Here is an 18,198-nt window from a genome sequence, read left to right as displayed (position 1 = left end):
CTGATTATTGAGCCATAAAACAGGCAAACAGTTGAAGTTTTTACCCTTAAAAGATTATTACCGCTCTTTAGTTGTGGCTTTGGCCGTGCCTTTGTTTGTGGCTTTATTATTATGTTTGCACCTTTACAATATTAAGGTTGAACGTGCGATAGAAAAGCGCCATGGCGATTTTGCTAATGTATCGGCGCAAATTGAACATACTATGGCTGGGGTAAATAATTTATTTACCGCTATGTTTAATTTGTATCACCAACCTAAGCCGCATTCAGCAGATAGCACAATGCCATTGCACGTTAATCAGTATGATGACTATTACTATCGTTATTTAAGTAATTTAAATGGCGAAATAGTAGGTGCTGGCGAATTTTCTCAATCGCAAAGTGCCTTATTACGCTGGCAAAAAGTCGTCATGTTAGCCCCTTCATTTAACACCACGTTAGCGCTAATACAGTCATTAAGTGCAGTTGCTTATGTTGATGAGCAAGGTTTTGCTTACGTTGCCAGGCGAGATCGTAGCCAAAGTGCCTTTTTAACTGATATTTTAAAAGGCAAATTTAAACCACCACTTTTAACCGAGCAACTCAGCTCTAGCCAAATTATTAAAGTTGCTAATAAAGCCTACTTTGCCATTGGCCGACAACAAGATATTAACTCCCAAGATTACATAGTTCTTATTTATGACTTACAAGCTATTTCTAATTGGCTAAAAAAAGTATCGCCGCAGCAAGGCGAATATATATTTATAAATCAGTATCATGAGGTTATTGCCAGCTCACAAAAGTTGATAAACAAAGCTGTTAAGTTAAATCAATATTGGCCGGCAGTATTAATAGAGCACAATAATACTAAGGAAGTTAAAGGTAATCAGTTTTTAATGCAGCCAATTGGTAACTACCCTATACATGCTGCCTACCATGAGCCAATAGAGCAGTTATCTGCGCCGATTATTTACGAAACAGCGATAGAATTTATATTTTTAACCGTGTTTTTAAGCATTATGTTTAGCGTGTTTTTTTGGTTGAGCCAGCGTATTTTTATCAAGCCGATGACCTTTTTAATGCGTTATCTAGAGCATAACGACACTGTAACTGGCGAGCAGTTAAACTATAAAATTCCTTTAAATTGGCAGCCATGGTTTTTAAAGGTAAAAGCTATATTTGCTAAAAATACTCAGCTGGTCGAATCCCTACAGAACGTTAATAAAGATTTAGATAAAAAATTGCAGCTACAGTCTGAAAAACTAACCAGCAGCTACGAAGCCAAAGAGCGTCATTTAGCTTTACTTAATACTGTACTTAATAACGTTCCTGACTTTATTTATTTTAAAAGTATTGATGGCTTATTTTTAGGTTGTAATAAAGCTTTTGAAACATTTATTGGTAAAAAGCAAGCTGAGCTAGTTGGTAAATTAATAGAAAATGAGAGCAGCGATAGTAAAAAAATTAGTAAGCTAGAGCAACAAGTACTACACAATCGCACGCAAATTCAACAACGTATTGATAGCGCAGAACGCTCTTACTTATTAACCATAGCGCCATTTTATAATGAACAGCAACAACTGTTAGGCGTTATGGGGATTGGCCGCGACATAACCGAGCAACAGCAAACCCTACATGCATTAAAAGAATCAGAAACTAAATTTAGAAGTGCGATAGAGTTTGCGGCTAATGGAGTGGTGTTACTTTCGCTTGATCATACTATTTTACAAGCGAATAAAGCGGCTAGAGAGCTATCTTCTGAACAAAATTTATTGGCGGGAGCGCCTTTAAATCGGGTGTTTAGTAACCCCCAATGGCAAGAAATTAAAGCCACGTTAGCGCAATTACTAAATAATAAAAAACGGGTATACCATTTAACTTTAGCGCACGGCGAACTGGCAGATTGGTTACAGCTGAGCGTGTCGTTAGTGTGGAATGAAAATGCCGAGCCGCTGTATTATGTTATTCATATTCAAGATATAAGTATATTAACCAAAGCAAAACATGATGCAGAGCGCGCCACATTAGCAAAAAGTCGATTTATTGCTAATTTAAGTCATGAGATCCGCACACCGCTAAATGCGGTATTTGGTTTACTTGATATGCTTATTGAGCAAGGACTTACGCCAAAACAATTAGAACAAACCGCGCAAGCTAAGCACGCAGCACACAGCTTGTTGTTAATGCTTAACAGAATGCTGGATTTTGCACGGGTAGAAAGTGTGGCAGCGCAGTTAAAACTCGCGCCATTTAGCATTGTTGAGTTGGTTGATATTTGTGAAAGTTTAACGGCACCTTTATGTGAAAACAAAGGGATTGAATTAATTATTGATATTGATCCCTTAATTTCCCCCAACCTTATATGCGACAGCATTCGCTTACAGCAAGTATTAGGTAACTTATTAACTAATGCCGTTAAATTTACTAAAACCGGTAGTATTACCCTTAAAATGGATTTATTACCAAGCGATACCTCAGAGCAACAACATATTTGCTTTAAGGTAATAGATACCGGAGTTGGCATAGATAAAGCCGATCAAAGGCGCTTATTCGATGCCTTTACCCAAGGGGATGAGTCATCTACGCGAACTCATCATGGCGTGGGCTTAGGGCTGGCTATTGTAAAGTCGGCAGTGCTGTTAATGGGTGGCGAAATAGCGCTAAATAGTGAAAAAGGCGAAGGGTGTGAGTTTTACTTTAGTGTTTTATTAGATGTTGTACCTGCTTGTAAGCAGCTACCTGATAATACATTAGTTATTTTATCAGCGCATAGTCACGAATTAACTCAGGTTATAAATGCATTTCCTACGCTAACTTATACTAATTTAGAGCAATTATTAAAATCTCCTCGGGAGCATTTAAAAGCCAAGCAATTAATTATAGGTGCAGCAGATTTACCTGCTTTATTAGCGGTAGCTGTAATTAAAGATATTTTATTTGCAAAAGCAATTACGCTTATTGTTGTAAGTAATCAACCAAGGTTAAATTTGCCGATCAGCATGGGTTTAACTGTACAGCATATTAAAACGTCAGCGCTTGCACAGCGATTGTTTAATTTAAATTTAGAGTCAGCTTTAAAAATAACGAATACAACGAAATTAAACCCAAGTGTGTCGGGTCTGTTAGTGTTAGCTATTGACGATAATCAATTAAACTTAGAAATAATTAGCAGCGTGTTACGCCAAGCAAAAATTAATGTGGTTACAGCCACTAGTGCCATTGATGGTATGGCATTATTACCGAATTTAATGCCAGACTTAATTTTAATGGATGTGCAAATGCCTCATTTAGATGGTTGCCAAGCAACAACTTTAATTAGGCAGCAGTATAGTGCAGAGCAATTACCTATTTTTGCACTAACCGCTCATTGTGAGCCTGCAGATATTGAACGCTCTTTAGCGTGTGGCATGAATAAGCATTTAACTAAACCTGTGGTTGCAGAAGTGCTTATAGGTGCAATAACCGATTTAGCACCTTATAAGCCGAGCTTTTTTGAGTACTCATTTGCTTTAACTCAGTTTAGTTTAAACGAAACACTGCTTAACACTATGATCGGTAAATTTGCTAGTGTGTGCAAAACTCAATTAGCGCAGCTCAAAATAAGTAATAATAAAGATGACTTAATTCGTATAGCGCATAGTATTAAAGGCGTAGCGGGTAATTTAGGCTTTAGTCGACTGTCGCAATGTGCACAGCAAACTGAAAAAGATCTTAAAACAACCGATAAAGCTGTTGAAATAACAACGAAAGAGCTTATTATGCAGTTAGAACAGGTGGTTGTTTTTATAAACGTTTTAGGGGCAATGGATGTCAAAAAAAGCTAAAGTATTAATTGTTGATGATGATGCTCTTAATCGAATTGTACTCGAAAAAACACTTAGCGATGAGCATGAGGTGTTTTTAGTTAAAAGTGGTGACGAAGCGCTTACTTTTATAAAAACAACACAAGTTGATTTAATTATACTCGATATTGTTATGCCAGGAATGAATGGCTACGAAGTACTGGTTAAATTAAAAGAAGATTCAGCAACGCAAATGATCCCGGTTATTTTTATATCGGCAAATAGCAGCCATGATGACGAGTCTAAAGGTTTAGAACTAGGTGCAATGGATTATATAACTAAGCCATTTTGTTCATCAATTGTGCGCGTAAGAGTACGTAATCAACTGCTTATTAAGCAAAAAAATGATTTGCTTGAAATGTTAGCTTCGATTGATGGCCTAACCGAAATACCCAATAGACGCAACCTAGACGAAAACTTATCTCGTGAATGGCGTAAAAGTAAGCGCAACAACACACCACTTTCAGTGCTACTTATGGATATAGATCACTTTAAGCGTTACAACGATACTTATGGGCACCGAGCTGGCGATGACTGCTTAAAAGCGGTGGCTCAAGCACTTGCGGCACAATGTGAGCGTGGCAGTGACTTTATTGCACGCTATGGCGGAGAAGAGTTTGCAGCCGTTTTACCCGGTGTAGATAAAGCTGAAGCGACAGGCTTTGCAAATAAGCTACGTAATGCTGTTAATGCATTAAATATAGCGCATAAAGCATCGCTTAATGCTGAGCATGTAACTATTAGTATTGGTGTAGCTAGTACTGAAAACGCAAGTATTGAAACTGAGCAGGCACTTTTAGAAGAAGCTGATTTAGGTTTATATGCAGCGAAAGAGGGTGGCCGTAATCAAGTTGTTGCCCGCTAATTAAACTTTTATTTGTAAAGTAAACGCCAACGTTATTGGCGTTTAATAGTTAATTTTCGGATGAACACGTTTTAAAAAGTGTAGCGCTTTTTAGAGCTACACAGCTGGGCATTACAGCAGGGCACTACAGCAAGGTATTACACTAAGCGATTACGTGATTGCTGCTGCGTAAACGCCATAATATTTAAACTTACCTCATTTACCAAACGTACAATTGACTCTGTGCTTGCCCAAGCAATATGTGGCGTAAGCAGTAAGTTATTGCCTTTATAATTAGCCAGTGGGTTAGTTAGTTCAGCGGGCTCTTTAGTCAGCACATCAACCCCGGCACCTGCAATTAAGTTTTGCTCAAGAGCGGTTGCTAAGTCTGCTTCGTTAATAATGCCGCCACGTGCAGTATTAATGATAATGCTACTTGGCTTCATCATTTTAAGCTCATTGAGTGTAATTAGATCGCGAGTTTCATCGGTTAATGGGCAGTGCACACTAATTATATCGGCGGTTTTAATTGCTTGTTCAAAAGGGATACGACCTTCACGGCACTGTGTCCCTTTGCGCTCGGCAGTAATTACATTTGCGCCAAAAGCGCTAGCAACCGTTGCAACCGCGCTACCAAGTGTTCCACCACCAATAATAGCGAATGTTTTGTCTTGTAAATCGTTAAAGCTATAATCTAGGCGGCAAAACATTTCACTTTTTTGCCATGCACCTTGTTGGCAGTCTGCTTGGTAGCGATGTGTATTACCTAATAAATTAGTGATTAAAGAAAAGGTATGTTGTACTACAGAGGGGGTTGAATAGCCGGCAACGTTAGTTACTGTAATACCAAGCTCTTTAGCTGCTACTAAATCTACATTATTAGTACCAGTGGCACTAACACAAATTAGCTTTAGTGATTTTAATTGGCTCATAGTTTCACGGTTTACAACTGCTTTGTTGGTAATTAAAACGTCAGCATTTTTACTATGAGCAACAACTTGCTCCGCACTTGTTAATTCATGAACGGTAAGCTCACCTAATTGAGCAATACAATCAAGTGATGTTTTAGCAAGAGTCGCATTATCGAGAATAGTAATTTTCATATTTTTTCCTAAAATTAAACCCCATTTAAGAGAGTTATTTGCAATGCTTGCATTGCTTGATTTGAGGTTGGAAATATTTGCAGTACTAATGAAAGCAAATACAGCGCAGCATACGTATACAAGATTAATACACTAAAGTACTATAAAGCATACACTTTGTTAATTTTAAAGTCGTAAAAACGTAGGCCAACTTAAATGTGGTCTGCCCACTAGGTTAGTTGTTACATGCTACCCTTTACGGCTATTTTGTTGTACTGCCGTCGCCATGCAGCTTTAGTAAAGCTATTTGCTTTAACTAATATTCACTATAAATAACAACAGGGCAATGTAAGTTGCATCAAGTGTGCGAACTTATAAACTTGCCGACTAAACTATAACTCTATTTGAACTAGGTAAATCGAACTTTAGTATTGCTAGTTTCGTATTTTTGATTGAGTTATAATCAAAATTAGACACGACGGTGCGCTTTGGCGTGCCGTTTTTAACTTTGTAGATGCGCTAAATGATTGAATTAGAAGATAAGTACGCTGACATAAGACCTTACAATGATGATGAAGTTGCCACTTCGCTGAAGCGTTTAATTGACGATAATGCATTTATTGATGTAATTGCAAAGTACAATTTACCACGCATTTTATCGGCAATTCCATTTGTTGCACGACCATTAATTAGACAGCAACTACGTAAAAAATGGGGCCAAATTAATAGCGTTGAAGATGTACAAAATGAAGTTGCAAAGTATTTAAATAAGTTAGTAAAACGCACTACGTCAGAAGTCACTTTTTCAGGGTTGGATAAACTAGACCCTAATCAGGCCTATTTATTTATATCGAATCATCGTGACATTGTGCTCGATCCGGCTTTAGTAAATTGGGGATTGTTTCAACATAAAATGAAAACAGTGCGCATTGCAATAGGAGATAATTTATTGCAAAGACCCTATATCACTGAGCTTATGCGATTAAATAAAAGCTTTATAGTAAAGCGATCTGCAAAAGCGCCTAAAGAAATGCTTAAAGCATTAACGCAGTTATCTTCCTATATTTATGACTCACTAACAGCAGGAAACTCTATTTGGATAGCGCAAAAAGAAGGGCGAGCAAAAGACGGTGTAGATCAAACCGATCCGGCACTACTAAAAATGCTACAACTAAATGGGCGTAAGCAAAAAAAAGAATTTGGCGATTATATTAAAGAGCTAAAAATAGTGCCGGTATCAATATCGTATCAATACGAACCCTGTGCAATTGCTAAAGCAAAAGAGCTTTATCATAAACAACACCATGGTCAATATGTAAAATCTGTAGGTGAAGACATAGCCAGTATTGTTGAAGGTTTTAGCTCATCTAAAGGACATATTCATTTAGCTTTTGGACAGCCGATAGAGTCACATTGCGACAGCGCAGATGAGCTGGCTAAAACAATAGATAAACAAATAATAGATTCATTTTATTTGCACCCAGGTAACTTTATAGCAGGCGGCTGTACAGAAGCAGTCATTAATAAAGCCGACGCTGCAAAGTTTGCAAAACGTATGGATAAAGTGCCCGAAGAGCTTAAACCTTTGGTATTAGCTATGTATGCAAAGCCATATCATCGTAAAGCAGAAGTAAATATTAAAAGTTGTGAGCATTAAAAGCTAAAGCTGCTTTTTGTTACGGCACTTTAGCTAAAGCGAAGTAAATTTGTATTACAGCTTCAGCGCATGTTGGGCTGTGGTTTATGCCCCGGCTGATACCTACATTTTATCTGGTTAAGAGATTTACTAAACGTCCAGAGCTAATTACTCACAAAGCTGCTCTTTGAGTAAATAACGCTATACTTAACCTGTATCTTTATAAGTGTGGGGAGGGGCAATGCAACAAATTGAAATATTTGATATTCCAAGCCCTTGCAAGAGTATTTGTTTGGTTAATAATAGGGGATATTGTAAAGGTTGTTATCGTAGCCGCGATGAGCGTTTTTTATGGAATTCGTTAACCAACGCACAAAAGAAAAAAGTATTAAATTTGTGCCAGCAGCGCTACAAGCGTTTTATACAAAAAAAACTAGACGTTACTGCCGCTAGCGAATTAATTAATCAGCAAGGTTTTGACTTTTAGTTAGGGGGCGTGCCCTTTGTTGATTAAATTCGTAATTATCTGAGCCAATAAGCTATTAAATCCCCAAACATAATATAGCATTTAGCTGACTAAGCTTGTTGGCCTAGATGCTTTATTAAAGCAGCATTCATAACTATTTATAAGTATAATAAAACATCTTTAGTAAGTAATAGGAGTTACTGTGAGTTTTAATTTATGTAATTTACCTCGTGAACAAAAGTATCAAATTCAGTTAGATTATGAGGCTTCTTTTTGGGCGTATCAAATTAAGCGCGGGAAAAAAACACGTGAGCAAATATATAACACCCTCCATAGCCGCCCTATTGCAGAGCAAGCTTCTTTAAAGCAACAATTTGAAAGGTATTTAGCACTAATGTTAGGCTAATGTTGTGCTTACTTGAGCAGCTCGAGTTGATTTAAAACCTCTTTAGTTTATAGGATTTATACATTCATCTCTAAAAGTAGACCTGATTTATACCGCACTATTGGTTTTAACTCGATGTTAACATATAATCATTCCTTAGTAGTGCTTTTGGTGTGTGCCAATATCGTATATCGTCGCTGTCAAATACCTATCAAAAGCAACATAATAAGTGGGATCAAGAATGGGTAAAGCTATTAACAGAACAATAAGTTGCTTGCTCGCACTTATGCTAATAATGAGCAGCCAAATAAACGCACAAGTGAAGCGTTTATCTCCTAGTGAGGGGCTATCTCAAAGCTATGTTAATACTATGCTTATTGATAATAACGGTTACTTATGGCTGGCAACAGAAGGTGGCCTTAACCGTTATGATGGCTACCAAGTAATGCCAATTAACGGGCCTAATGGTGAGCTTGAAGAAGCTATTATTGACCGCATATATCAAGACACCCAAGGGCATATTTGGATTGCCTCACTGCTGGCAGGGCTATTTCGCTATGATCCAGCTACCGATTCTTATAAACAGTTTTTAGAAAAGCCGCTAAGCGAAGAGCAGATAATTAATCAATCTGTTTTTAGCATGTTAGCAATAGATGATAAAACCCTCTGGATTGGCCGAGGCCGTGACTTTGCAAAGCTTGATATTGAAAGTGGTGAAATAACCACTATTTTTGAGCTTCCGAGTAAATACAAAAGCACCCTAGTTAGAAAGCTATTTTATTATAACGGCTATATATTTATTGGTACTAGTCATGGTGCTTATGTGTTTGATATTGCCAGTGAAAAAGTGCGGCCATTAGAGCATTTACGCGCAGAGGCTGAGCATATTTACCAAAATAATGTGAAGTCATTTGCTATTGCTAACAATAATCAGCTATTAGTGGGCGCTGTTAAAGGGTTGTACCAAGTTGATATTAGCAATTTATCGAGCATGTTTGAGCGCCCCGATGTGGCATTTAACAATAGTGTATTGCTTGATAATTTAAACATTTGGCAAATTACAAATGACCATGAAAAAATTGATTTAGCCACTGATAAAGGGTTGTTCAAGTTTAATTTAAAAACGGGGGAAATAATAAAAAACACCCGCATTAACCAAAGTAAATATACCCTAGCCGATACCAGTATTATTGATATGGTTAAAGATAATTCTGGTGGAACATGGGTGGCCACTAAAACAGATGGGGCGTTTTATTTAGCCAATAATAACTATCAGTTTACCAATGTTGAGGGCAGCATGCTTGGCGGTGACGGCTTATCGCATCATTCTATTTGGGGTATTACTGAGTATAAAGACAAGCTATGGCTAGCTACGCATAATGGTTTAACTGAAGTTGATTTAAAAACAAATATAGGCAAAACGTATTTACAAGATTTTAAAGTTGATTTGCTAACTACTGAATTTACTATTTATAAAATAATGCCTTATAAAAATAAATTATGGCTGCACTCCAACAGAGGTTTATTTATTTTTGACCCTGTTAGCCTGCAATTAACTGAGCCGCAAACACAAAATCCGAGCAACCAAAAGCTGATCGCCGGCTGGGTTCATGGTGTTACTTTAATGCCCGATGGTAACTTGTACTATGTGCACTCAGATCATGGCATGCTTATGTATAATATTAATACCCAGCAACTAACCCAGTTAGAGGGCGAGTTTACTCAGTTTGACCCTTTTTTAGCGCATGGGTTTTTACCACCATTATCGACACAACCAGATAAGCCTTTATTTTTTAGTGGTGGGATTTTATATCAAGTTAATCCTCACAGTTTAACTCTAAAAATAATATATAAGGTTCCTAAACAACATGAAAATGTTGCCATAAATGTGCTGTCGTATGAAGTTGATCGTAATAATATTTTATGGCTCTCGTTATCCAACTTTGGCCTGATTGGCATTGATGCCTTAACGTATGAACTTGTTCATACTATTGATTTAGACAAAAACAAATTGGGTACCTTATTGTACGATATGGTGCTTGATGACGATGGCATGATTTGGATGAGTAGTCATAAAGGCATTTGGCGTTTAAACCCGACTACACTGCATTTTCAGCAATTTACTACGTCAGAAGGGCTGCTCTCTGCAGAATTTAACAGCGGCGCTATGGCACATTTAAAAGATGGGCGTATTGCTTATGGTAGCCTAAAAGGCTTTACCTATTTTCACCCAATGAACAATCAAAACACCAAAGCGTTAATTGATCACGTTAATATTACTCGGATCAATTTAATGTCGCGAAACTTGTCGCTTAATTTACAGCAACCACTTGAAGAAATAACATTAAATCATGACGATATAGGTTTAGAAATAGCTTTTTCGGCAATGTCGTTTAGTTTTCAAGAGCGGATTATTTATGAGTATCAGCTCGATAACGGGCAAAAAAGTTATACCCGTAACAACAGAGTGTTATTTCCAAAATTAAATCCGGGTAACTACCAATTAAAAGTGTGGGCTAAAGACCCATTAACCGGCGAATATACGTCGCCCGCTAGTTTAAAAATAAAAGTGAAATACCCACTATGGCGTGCCCCTTATTTTGTGGTGCTATATGCATTATTGTTAATTGCTTTAGTGGTTGCTTGGGTAATGCGCCGCAATAAAATACAGCGTATTTTATTGGCAGCTCACAAAGAAAGTAAAGAAAGCGAAGCGCGTTTAAAACTGGCACTAGAGGGCAGTGAATCTGGGGTTTGGGACTGGCAGTCAAGCAGCCTTAGTATTTATCAACCGCGGTTAATAAATGAATTAGGCTACAGCGTTGAATGCGTAAATTTAGATGACTATTTAGTAAAAATACACCCACAAGACAGACCTTTATTTAGATTGGAGTGGTTAGAGTTTTTATCTACAGATAAAGGATCTTTTAATTGTACCTACAGGCTTAGGCATGCAAAAGGGCATTGGCGCTGGTACAAAGATTTTGGCAAAGTAGTAGAGTGGCATAATAAATTACCGCAAAAAGTGGCCGGAACTTACACCAATATGACCCGTGAAATGGTGTTTGAAGAGCATGCTCGCTTATTCGCAGCAGCCTTTGAGCAAACTCGCGATTGGGTATTTATACTCGATAAAAACTTTAATATACGCGCCTCTAATAAATCCTTGCAAACTGCGTTTAACTTCCCAGCTGAGCCGCGATCTAGCCGAGTACTTAATTTAGGAATTTCGCGCAGCAGCCGCTTTGATTACTTGCGCATTATGCAAAAGCTCAATGTAGGGGAGCACTTTTCTTGCGAAGACACAGTAACATTGGTTAATAACGAGCAACGCCACGTGCTTGTTAAAATAAGTGCAGTTGCCGATAACGAACACAGACTAACCAGTTACGTTGTTATTTTAACCGATATTAATGCACAAAAATTAGCAGAAAATGAGCTGCATATACTCGCCAACTACGATCAGCTAACTAGCCTGCCAAATAGGGCATTATTTAATAACCGTGTAATACATGCCATTGAGCAAGCACAGCGCCATAACAGCAAGGTTGCTTTGCTGCATATTAATATTAAACGCTTTAAACACTTTAATGATTCGTTAGGGCGAGAAGTTGCCGATGAATTGATTAAAACAGTGGCTGAGCGATTAAAAAGTACCTTACGCCCCAGCGATAGCGTAGCTCGATTTGGTGGTGATGAATTTGTTGTGTTGGTTGAAGATATACAGCAAATAGAAGAGGTATTGCTCGTTTGCACTAAATTAATGGGCTGTGTTAATAAAAATATTGCCCTTAATGGTCAAATAATTAATATTAATTTAAGCATTGGTGTTGCCACATATCCAGGTGATGCGCAGCAATATAAAGATCTATTAAAAGCTGCCAATATTGCTTTATACCACGCTAAAAATAATTTAGAAGGGAGCTATAAGTTTTATAAGCAAGAGATGAATCAACGGGTGCAAAAAGCACTGCACCTAGAATCGCAGTTAACTAAAGCGTATCAAGAGCATGAATTTTGTAATTATTATCAACCTATTATAAGTGCTAATAGCCAAAAAACCGAAGGCTTTGAAGTATTGCTACGCTGGCCAAAAAATCAATTAGTGAACACTCAAGAGTTTTCGTTAGCGGCAGAGAGTATTGGTTTAATTACAAAAATAATGCTGCAAACATTGGGCCGTGCTTTAGAAGAGTTAGTGGCTTGGCGCAAAATTGCTCCCGAGTTATATTTGTCGATTAACTTATCGGCACTCGATTTTGAATTTGAACACTTGGTGCCTGAAATTAAAAAGGCATTAATTAAAGCAGCTATCCCTTCTAAGGCGATTGTATTTGAAATAACAGAATCAATATTAATGCGCGATTCAAAGCAGGCCTTATCGAGTATGGATATGTTAAAACAACTAGGTTGTAGGCTTTATATGGATGACTTTGGTACAGGTTACGCATCGTTAACTTATTTGAAGCGCTTTCCTATTGATGTATTAAAAATTGACCGTAGTTTTGTACAAGATATAGGGGTTGATTCTAATGATGAGGCAATTATCCAATCTACGCTTACTTTAGCCCACAGCTTAAATAAAGAATGTGTGGCAGAAGGCATTGAAAGTACCCATCAATTAGTATTTTTAAAAGCACTTGGTTGCGACTATTTTCAAGGTTATTTATTTAGTAAACCTGTGCCCACAAATGCTGTTATTCCTTTAATTACTCGCGATTGGAGCGACGTGTTTAAGCAAGATTAAAGGAAAGCCCTTAGTGTGCAGTTGCCAGCTAAAAGCTGACAACTACTTTTAACCTATTTATGGGCGCTTGCCACAGTTTCTACAAAACATGTGTTCGCTGCGCTCGTTAAGCTGAACTTTTATGGCTTTATTGGCCTCTAGTTTACTCAGCCCTAGTTTGTAACGCAGATCTTCAAGGTGACTGAGGTGCTCCTCGCTGAGAGTGCCGTTAGTGATCTGTTCATGTACTGCATTTTCGAATACTTGACGGCGTTTGCGTACTTGCTCTGAAAAGCTCGATGCAAGTAAACCGGTAGGCACTGCAACCATTCCCATACTCACTAGGGTTATTACCCCACCAAATAGTTTACCAATAGGTGTTATGGGCACTACGTCGCCGTAACCTACGGTAGTTAGCGTTGCCATAGCCCACCACATTGCTGCAGGGATAGAGCCAAATTTATCGGGCTGTATATCGTGTTCAAGCAAGTAAATACCACAAGAGGCTAAAATAAGCACCACGGCCATAATAAAAAATGCCGCTAAAAGTGTACTGCCTTCATCAATAAATGCTTGTAACAGCAACTGCATAGCACGCGAATAACGGGTTAACTTAAATACTCGCAGTAACCTTAAAACTCGTAAAAAGCGCAAATCTAGCATAAAGAAAAACATCAATAAGCTAGGTAATATAGCAATTAAATCAATTAATGCTAAAGGCGAAAAAATATAGTGCAAGCGTCGTTTGGTATTTGAACCCTCAATAGCTGCATATTTAACTCTGTCTACACAGGTCCAAAGCCGTATTATGTATTCAATAGAAAATATAGTTATGGAAACAATTTCTAATAAGAAAAATTCTTCATGGTACTGCTTAGCAATACTCGATACAGACTCAAGGACAATGGCAACTACGTTGACCATTATGAGACAAACCAGCATTACATCAAGTATGTGCCCCGCGCGCTGATACTCTCCAGAGGCTTCAAAAGTGTGCGCAATTTTTTGTCTAAGTTTTCGTATATAGTTCATTTATAGTTTAAGTACCATATTTATACTGCCTTCTTCAAAGTCGCGGCTTATTTTAAAGCCCAATTTACGCGCAAGCTCAATCATGCCGGTATTCTCTGGTAAAGTAATCCCTTCAATAGATTTAACTCCTTGGCGCTTACAGTGCTCAATTGCGGCTGTCATTAATATACGACCTAGGCCAAGGCCTTGGCAGTCTGAGCGCACTACAACGGCAAATTCGGCCTGTAAATTATCAGGATCCATAATAACGCGCGATACGCCAAGAGTGCGAGGCTGCCCTTGATATGTTTGAGATACAATAAAGGCCATTTCACGGTCGTAATCTATTTGCGTCATTTTAGCGAGTTGGTCGTGATTAAACTGCCTTAACTCCCCAAAAAATCGTTTATAGCGATCCTCTTTAGTTAAAGACTGATCGAACTGCTGATGTGCTTGCTCATCTTCTGGTTTAATTGGGCGCAGCGTCGCTTGGGTATTATTTTTTAACGTTACGGCCTCTACCAATTCAATCGGGTAGGGGCGAATAGATAAACGTTTACGATGCGTTTGCACTCGATAGCGGTTAATGGTCATGGTGGCGTCCAGCACTAAAAATTGCCCATTACTGGCTAATATAGGGTTGAGCTCTAAGGAACTAATGTCGGGCTGATCAATTACTAACTGCGAGATGCGAGTAAGCAGTGCGCAGAGCCGATATTTATCTACTTTTTCAGGTAGAATACGATCCTTTAGTACGCCTTTATCGTGCGCCGCGGCAATTAAGTATTTTGCTAGGTTCATATTTAGCGGGGGCAAAGCTACTGCTGCTTGTGCGTATTCAAGGCCGGTGCCTGCTTCTCCTAGTAAAATAACGGGACCAAAATTAGGCTCTGTTTTTATTGCTATTCGCAGCTCGTTGGCTCCGGCACGCGGCGCCATTTTTTGTAGCGAAAAACCATCAATAACGGCATCGGGATAAGTGTTCTTTATTCTTAATAACATCGAAAAAGCAGTTTGCTCTACTTCTTGAGCGTCATTTAAGTTAAGCACTACGCCACCCACTTCAGATTTTGAAGGAATGCTTGGGCTAATTAATTTTAGCGCCACCGGAAACCCTAACTCAATGGCTTGCTCTTTTGCTTCTGTTGGCGTGTAAGCCACTTCGGTTTGAATACACTCAATACCGTAATGACTTAAAATTTGGCTCGCTTGATGGGTCGGTAAATAACTTTGTCCTTCTTCTAAAAATTCATTTACTAAGGCTTTAGCTGCCGACTTATTAATTTTTGTATCTACGGTATTCGACTCAGGTGTTTGGGTTAAATGCTTTTGATTGCGTCGATAACTAACTAAGTGCATAAAGGCCCCAACAGCGCCCTCGGGAGTACGATAAGTTGGGATCGCGTTATTAGCGCAAACACGCCTAGCAGCATAGGCGGCATCTTCACCGGTAAAGTTAGTAATAACATACGGGCGCGCCATTTTTGGGAGTGCTTGTAAGGTTTTAACAATAATATTTGCATAGTCTTCGCTAGGTGCTAGCGCAGATGGAGTGTGAATAATCAGTAAGTTTTTTACTTCAGGAGCTTTAAGTAGAATTTCTAACGCCTGCTTATAGCGGCTCGGGGCTGAGTCACCAAAAATATCCACCGGGTTTGAGGCCTTCTCTGAGCGAGGAATTACTTTATTGAGCGCATCACATGTCTCGTCACTCAATTGCGTTAATTTACCTGAACTTTGTATTAGCTCATCTACTGCCATTACGCCAGGGCCGCCACCATTGGTTAAAATAGTGAGCTGCTCTATTTTTAATAATTTTGGGTGCATGGCTAATGTTTGCGTTGCAGCAAATAGCTCGCGTAAATCGTTTACTCTTAACATACCCGCGCGCTGAAATAGAGCATCGTATACCGCATCCGAGCTATGCGCTATTCCCGATTGAGCTTCAGCGGCAATAGCGCCCGCATGGGTCCTGCCCGTTTTAATTACAATTACGGGTTTGCTAAAAGCAGCCGCTCGAGCAGCTGAAATAAAGCTGCGACTGTCCTCAATGTTATCTATGTAGAGCAAAATAGCCGTAGTTTTAGCATCGCGACCTAAAAAGTCGAGCAATTCAGTAAATTTAATATCCAGACAATCGCCCATTGACACAAAGTAAGAAAAGCCAATTTCTTTATTTTTTGCCCAATCTAAAATGGTTGAGCACACTGCCGCCGATTGTGAAACGAAAGCGAGTTTGCCAGGGCTCGCTACGGTATGTGAAAAGCTGGCATTTAGGCCAATATGAGGAATTAATAACCCTAAAGAATTTGGGCCCAACAGCGTAACTTGATGGCTAAGTGCGCACTCTTTTAAAGTTTGTTTTTGTGCGTTACTTAAGCCGTCAGCAATGATGATGGCATTATGACAGCCCAGTTTTCCAAGTTGCTCAATAATAAGGTCTAAGGTGTTTTTATTGGTACAAATAACCGCGAGATCAGGTACTTTTGGTAGGGCATCAATACTAGGGTATGCCAGTACACCATGCACCGCAGTGTGGTTTGGTGTTACTGGCATAATTGGCCCTTTAAAACCACTTTGCAATAAGTTACGCATAACTACGTAGCCAGCACGGGTTGGCGTGTTAGATGCCCCAATAACGGCTACTGAGCTTGGGTTAAAAAACTGACTGATACGCTTGAGACTCATGGCTTTTCCTATGCTGATTAATATTTGCTATCTGTAATTTCACAATGTACTCTGTTTATATTATATTTTCGAGCGTTTAGGGTTGTTTTAGGCGCTTAACAAGGGAGTTTTAATGAATAAAGTATCTAACTTTAATATTGTTATTGCGGCTATTTGTTTAAGTATAGGCCTAATTAGCTTAGGATTTATTTTAAAAGGTGCTGCGCTTGATATCAAAGGTATGGAACGTACCGTACAAGTAAAAGGATTGGCTGAGCAAGAAGTGCTGGCCGATACCGTGATCTGGCCACTACAATTTAGTGATGCCGACAATAACTTAGAAGCGTTAGTGGGTAGAGTTGAGGGTAAAAACGATGCAGTAATTGCATTTTTAAAGTTACACGGCTTTGATGATGAAGAAATTAGCACTGGCAGCCAATCAATTATAGATAAACAAGCTCGCGAATACGGCAGCGAAAATCAACAATTTAGATATATAGTGCGCTCTAATATTATTGTTTATTCAAATGCGCCCGACAAAGTAAAAAATGCCCTGAGCAAGGTAAGTCAGCTGGCTAAGCAAAATATTGCCATAGTGCAAGATAACTACGAAACCCGTGTGGAGTATATGTTCACTGGTTTAAACGACATTAAACCAGCAATGGTACAAGAGGCCACCGAAAAAGCCCGTGAAGTTGCGACTAAATTTGCCAAAGACTCAAATTCAAAATTAGGTAAAATAAAAACGGCTCGCCAAGGGCAATTTAGCATTAGTGATCGTGACTCTAATACGCCGCAAATCAAAAATATTCGCGTGGTTACGAGTGTGGAATATTATCTTTCTGACTAAGTAAATTAATCACTTGAGTTATTGAGCGCTGTAAATAGGCAGCGCTTAATAAAAGCGTGGTTTCGTTTACCGTATTGCTTTGTAATACATTTAATAATTGCTGTTTTGCTTGTGCATTTTGCTTTTGCTCCATTTCCATTAATGCGAGTAGCGCCGAAAACTCATGCTTTATTGGCGTAGTCGGTTTATTTGCATAAGCAATATAACAGGCAACTGGCGTTAACCCTTGCAGGTTAGGCTGCGCCAGCGCTTTGAATAAGTCATCGTTAGATTCAAATAACATTAACGAACGTACATAGTTAAACGGTAAATTATTTGCATCAGGGTGTTTAAATACAGTATGCAACACAGTGTTACCGGCCTCATTTTGCGCCAAAAAACCCTTGTTAACTTTAAGCGCAGGTGTAAAAAAGCTTAATGCGTCTAGGGTGCTTAGTTGGCTAATAAACGATGTTGGTAAAGGGTTACTGGTTAAAATACGGATTGCCACATTTTGCATAAAGTTATATTTAACACTCATTCGCTGCGCGCTTTGATACAAGTGCATTAATTGGCTTGCTTGCTGAGCAGGCGTTAACTGCTTAAAGTCGTTATCAAGCTCGTCGAGTTGATACTTAGCAAGGCGTGCGTTAAGTAATTGTATGCATAATTCCATGGCTTATCTCCTTAGTTTATTATTACCTACTCTAGCTTAAACAATTGGCTTATAAA

11 protein-coding genes are annotated in these 18,198 nt (G+C 38.7%); 7 read left to right on the top strand and 4 right to left on the bottom strand.

Annotated elements, in window-relative coordinates; all coding sequences use genetic code 11:
* Nucleotides 1-31: 31 nt before the first annotated feature.
* Complete coding sequence (locus AAEZ18_RS03975; RefSeq protein ID WP_350594151.1) at nt 32-3,802, top strand: PAS domain-containing hybrid sensor histidine kinase/response regulator; 3,771 nt, start codon at nt 32-34, stop codon at nt 3,800-3,802.
* Nucleotides 3,786-4,685: a GGDEF domain-containing response regulator gene (locus AAEZ18_RS03970; protein WP_011329268.1), complete on the top strand. Its 900-nt coding sequence runs from the start codon at nt 3,786-3,788 to the stop codon at nt 4,683-4,685. The genes AAEZ18_RS03975 and AAEZ18_RS03970 overlap by 17 nt, the downstream gene beginning before the upstream one ends.
* 137 nt (nt 4,686-4,822) lie before the next feature.
* On the opposite strand, the gene AAEZ18_RS03965 is transcribed toward AAEZ18_RS03970, so the two are convergent.
* Nucleotides 4,823-5,767, bottom strand: coding sequence for a D-2-hydroxyacid dehydrogenase (locus AAEZ18_RS03965; RefSeq protein WP_350594154.1), 945 nt, complete (start codon nt 5,765-5,767; stop codon nt 4,823-4,825).
* Nucleotides 5,768-6,269: 502 nt separating this feature from the next.
* Between AAEZ18_RS03965 and AAEZ18_RS03960 the strand changes: the two genes are divergently transcribed.
* The 4 genes from AAEZ18_RS03960 (at nt 6,270) to AAEZ18_RS03945 (ending at nt 12,980) form a co-directional block, all read left to right on the top strand.
* The gene (locus AAEZ18_RS03960; protein ID WP_011329266.1) at nt 6,270-7,403 is read left to right on the top strand and encodes a 1-acyl-sn-glycerol-3-phosphate acyltransferase; all 1,134 of its coding nucleotides are present in this window, start codon (nt 6,270-6,272) and stop codon (nt 7,401-7,403) included.
* Nucleotides 7,404-7,623: 220 nt separating this feature from the next.
* Nucleotides 7,624-7,869, top strand: a complete 246-nt coding sequence (locus tag AAEZ18_RS03955) for a DUF1289 domain-containing protein (RefSeq protein ID WP_011329265.1) — start codon at nt 7,624-7,626, stop codon at nt 7,867-7,869.
* 181 nt (nt 7,870-8,050) lie between these two features.
* Complete coding sequence (locus AAEZ18_RS03950; RefSeq protein ID WP_011329264.1) at nt 8,051-8,254, top strand: DUF3283 family protein; 204 nt, start codon at nt 8,051-8,053, stop codon at nt 8,252-8,254.
* Between the two features lie 220 nt (nt 8,255-8,474).
* Nucleotides 8,475-12,980: an EAL domain-containing protein gene (locus tag AAEZ18_RS03945; RefSeq protein ID WP_350594156.1), complete on the top strand. Its 4,506-nt coding sequence runs from the start codon at nt 8,475-8,477 to the stop codon at nt 12,978-12,980.
* 57 nt (nt 12,981-13,037) lie between these two features.
* Here AAEZ18_RS03945 and AAEZ18_RS03940 read toward each other — a convergent pair whose 3' ends face one another.
* Nucleotides 13,038-13,991, bottom strand: coding sequence for an ion transporter (locus tag AAEZ18_RS03940; RefSeq protein WP_011329262.1), 954 nt, complete (start codon nt 13,989-13,991; stop codon nt 13,038-13,040).
* Nucleotides 13,992-16,658: a GNAT family N-acetyltransferase gene (locus AAEZ18_RS03935; protein ID WP_350594158.1), complete on the bottom strand. Its 2,667-nt coding sequence runs from the start codon at nt 16,656-16,658 to the stop codon at nt 13,992-13,994.
* Nucleotides 16,659-16,770: 112 nt separating this feature from the next.
* Here AAEZ18_RS03935 and AAEZ18_RS03930 point away from each other — a divergent pair, with 112 nt between their 5' ends.
* Nucleotides 16,771-17,487 carry an SIMPL domain-containing protein gene (locus tag AAEZ18_RS03930; protein WP_350594161.1) on the top strand — a complete coding sequence of 239 codons (717 nt, stop codon included), beginning with the start codon at nt 16,771-16,773 and terminating at the stop codon, nt 17,485-17,487.
* Here the strand turns inward: AAEZ18_RS03930 and AAEZ18_RS03925 are convergent.
* Nucleotides 17,456-18,142, bottom strand: coding sequence for a hypothetical protein (locus AAEZ18_RS03925; RefSeq protein WP_182676529.1), 687 nt, complete (start codon nt 18,140-18,142; stop codon nt 17,456-17,458). The genes AAEZ18_RS03930 and AAEZ18_RS03925 overlap by 32 nt on opposite strands.
* Nucleotides 18,143-18,198: the final 56 nt, after the last annotated feature.

It is taken from the genome of Pseudoalteromonas sp. 19-MNA-CIBAN-0066 (genome assembly GCF_040308705.1).
GTDB lineage: Bacteria > Pseudomonadota > Gammaproteobacteria > Enterobacterales > Alteromonadaceae > Pseudoalteromonas > Pseudoalteromonas nigrifaciens.
Note: the sequence above shows the minus strand (reverse complement) of the source record. Positions and strands in the feature narration are given on the sequence as shown.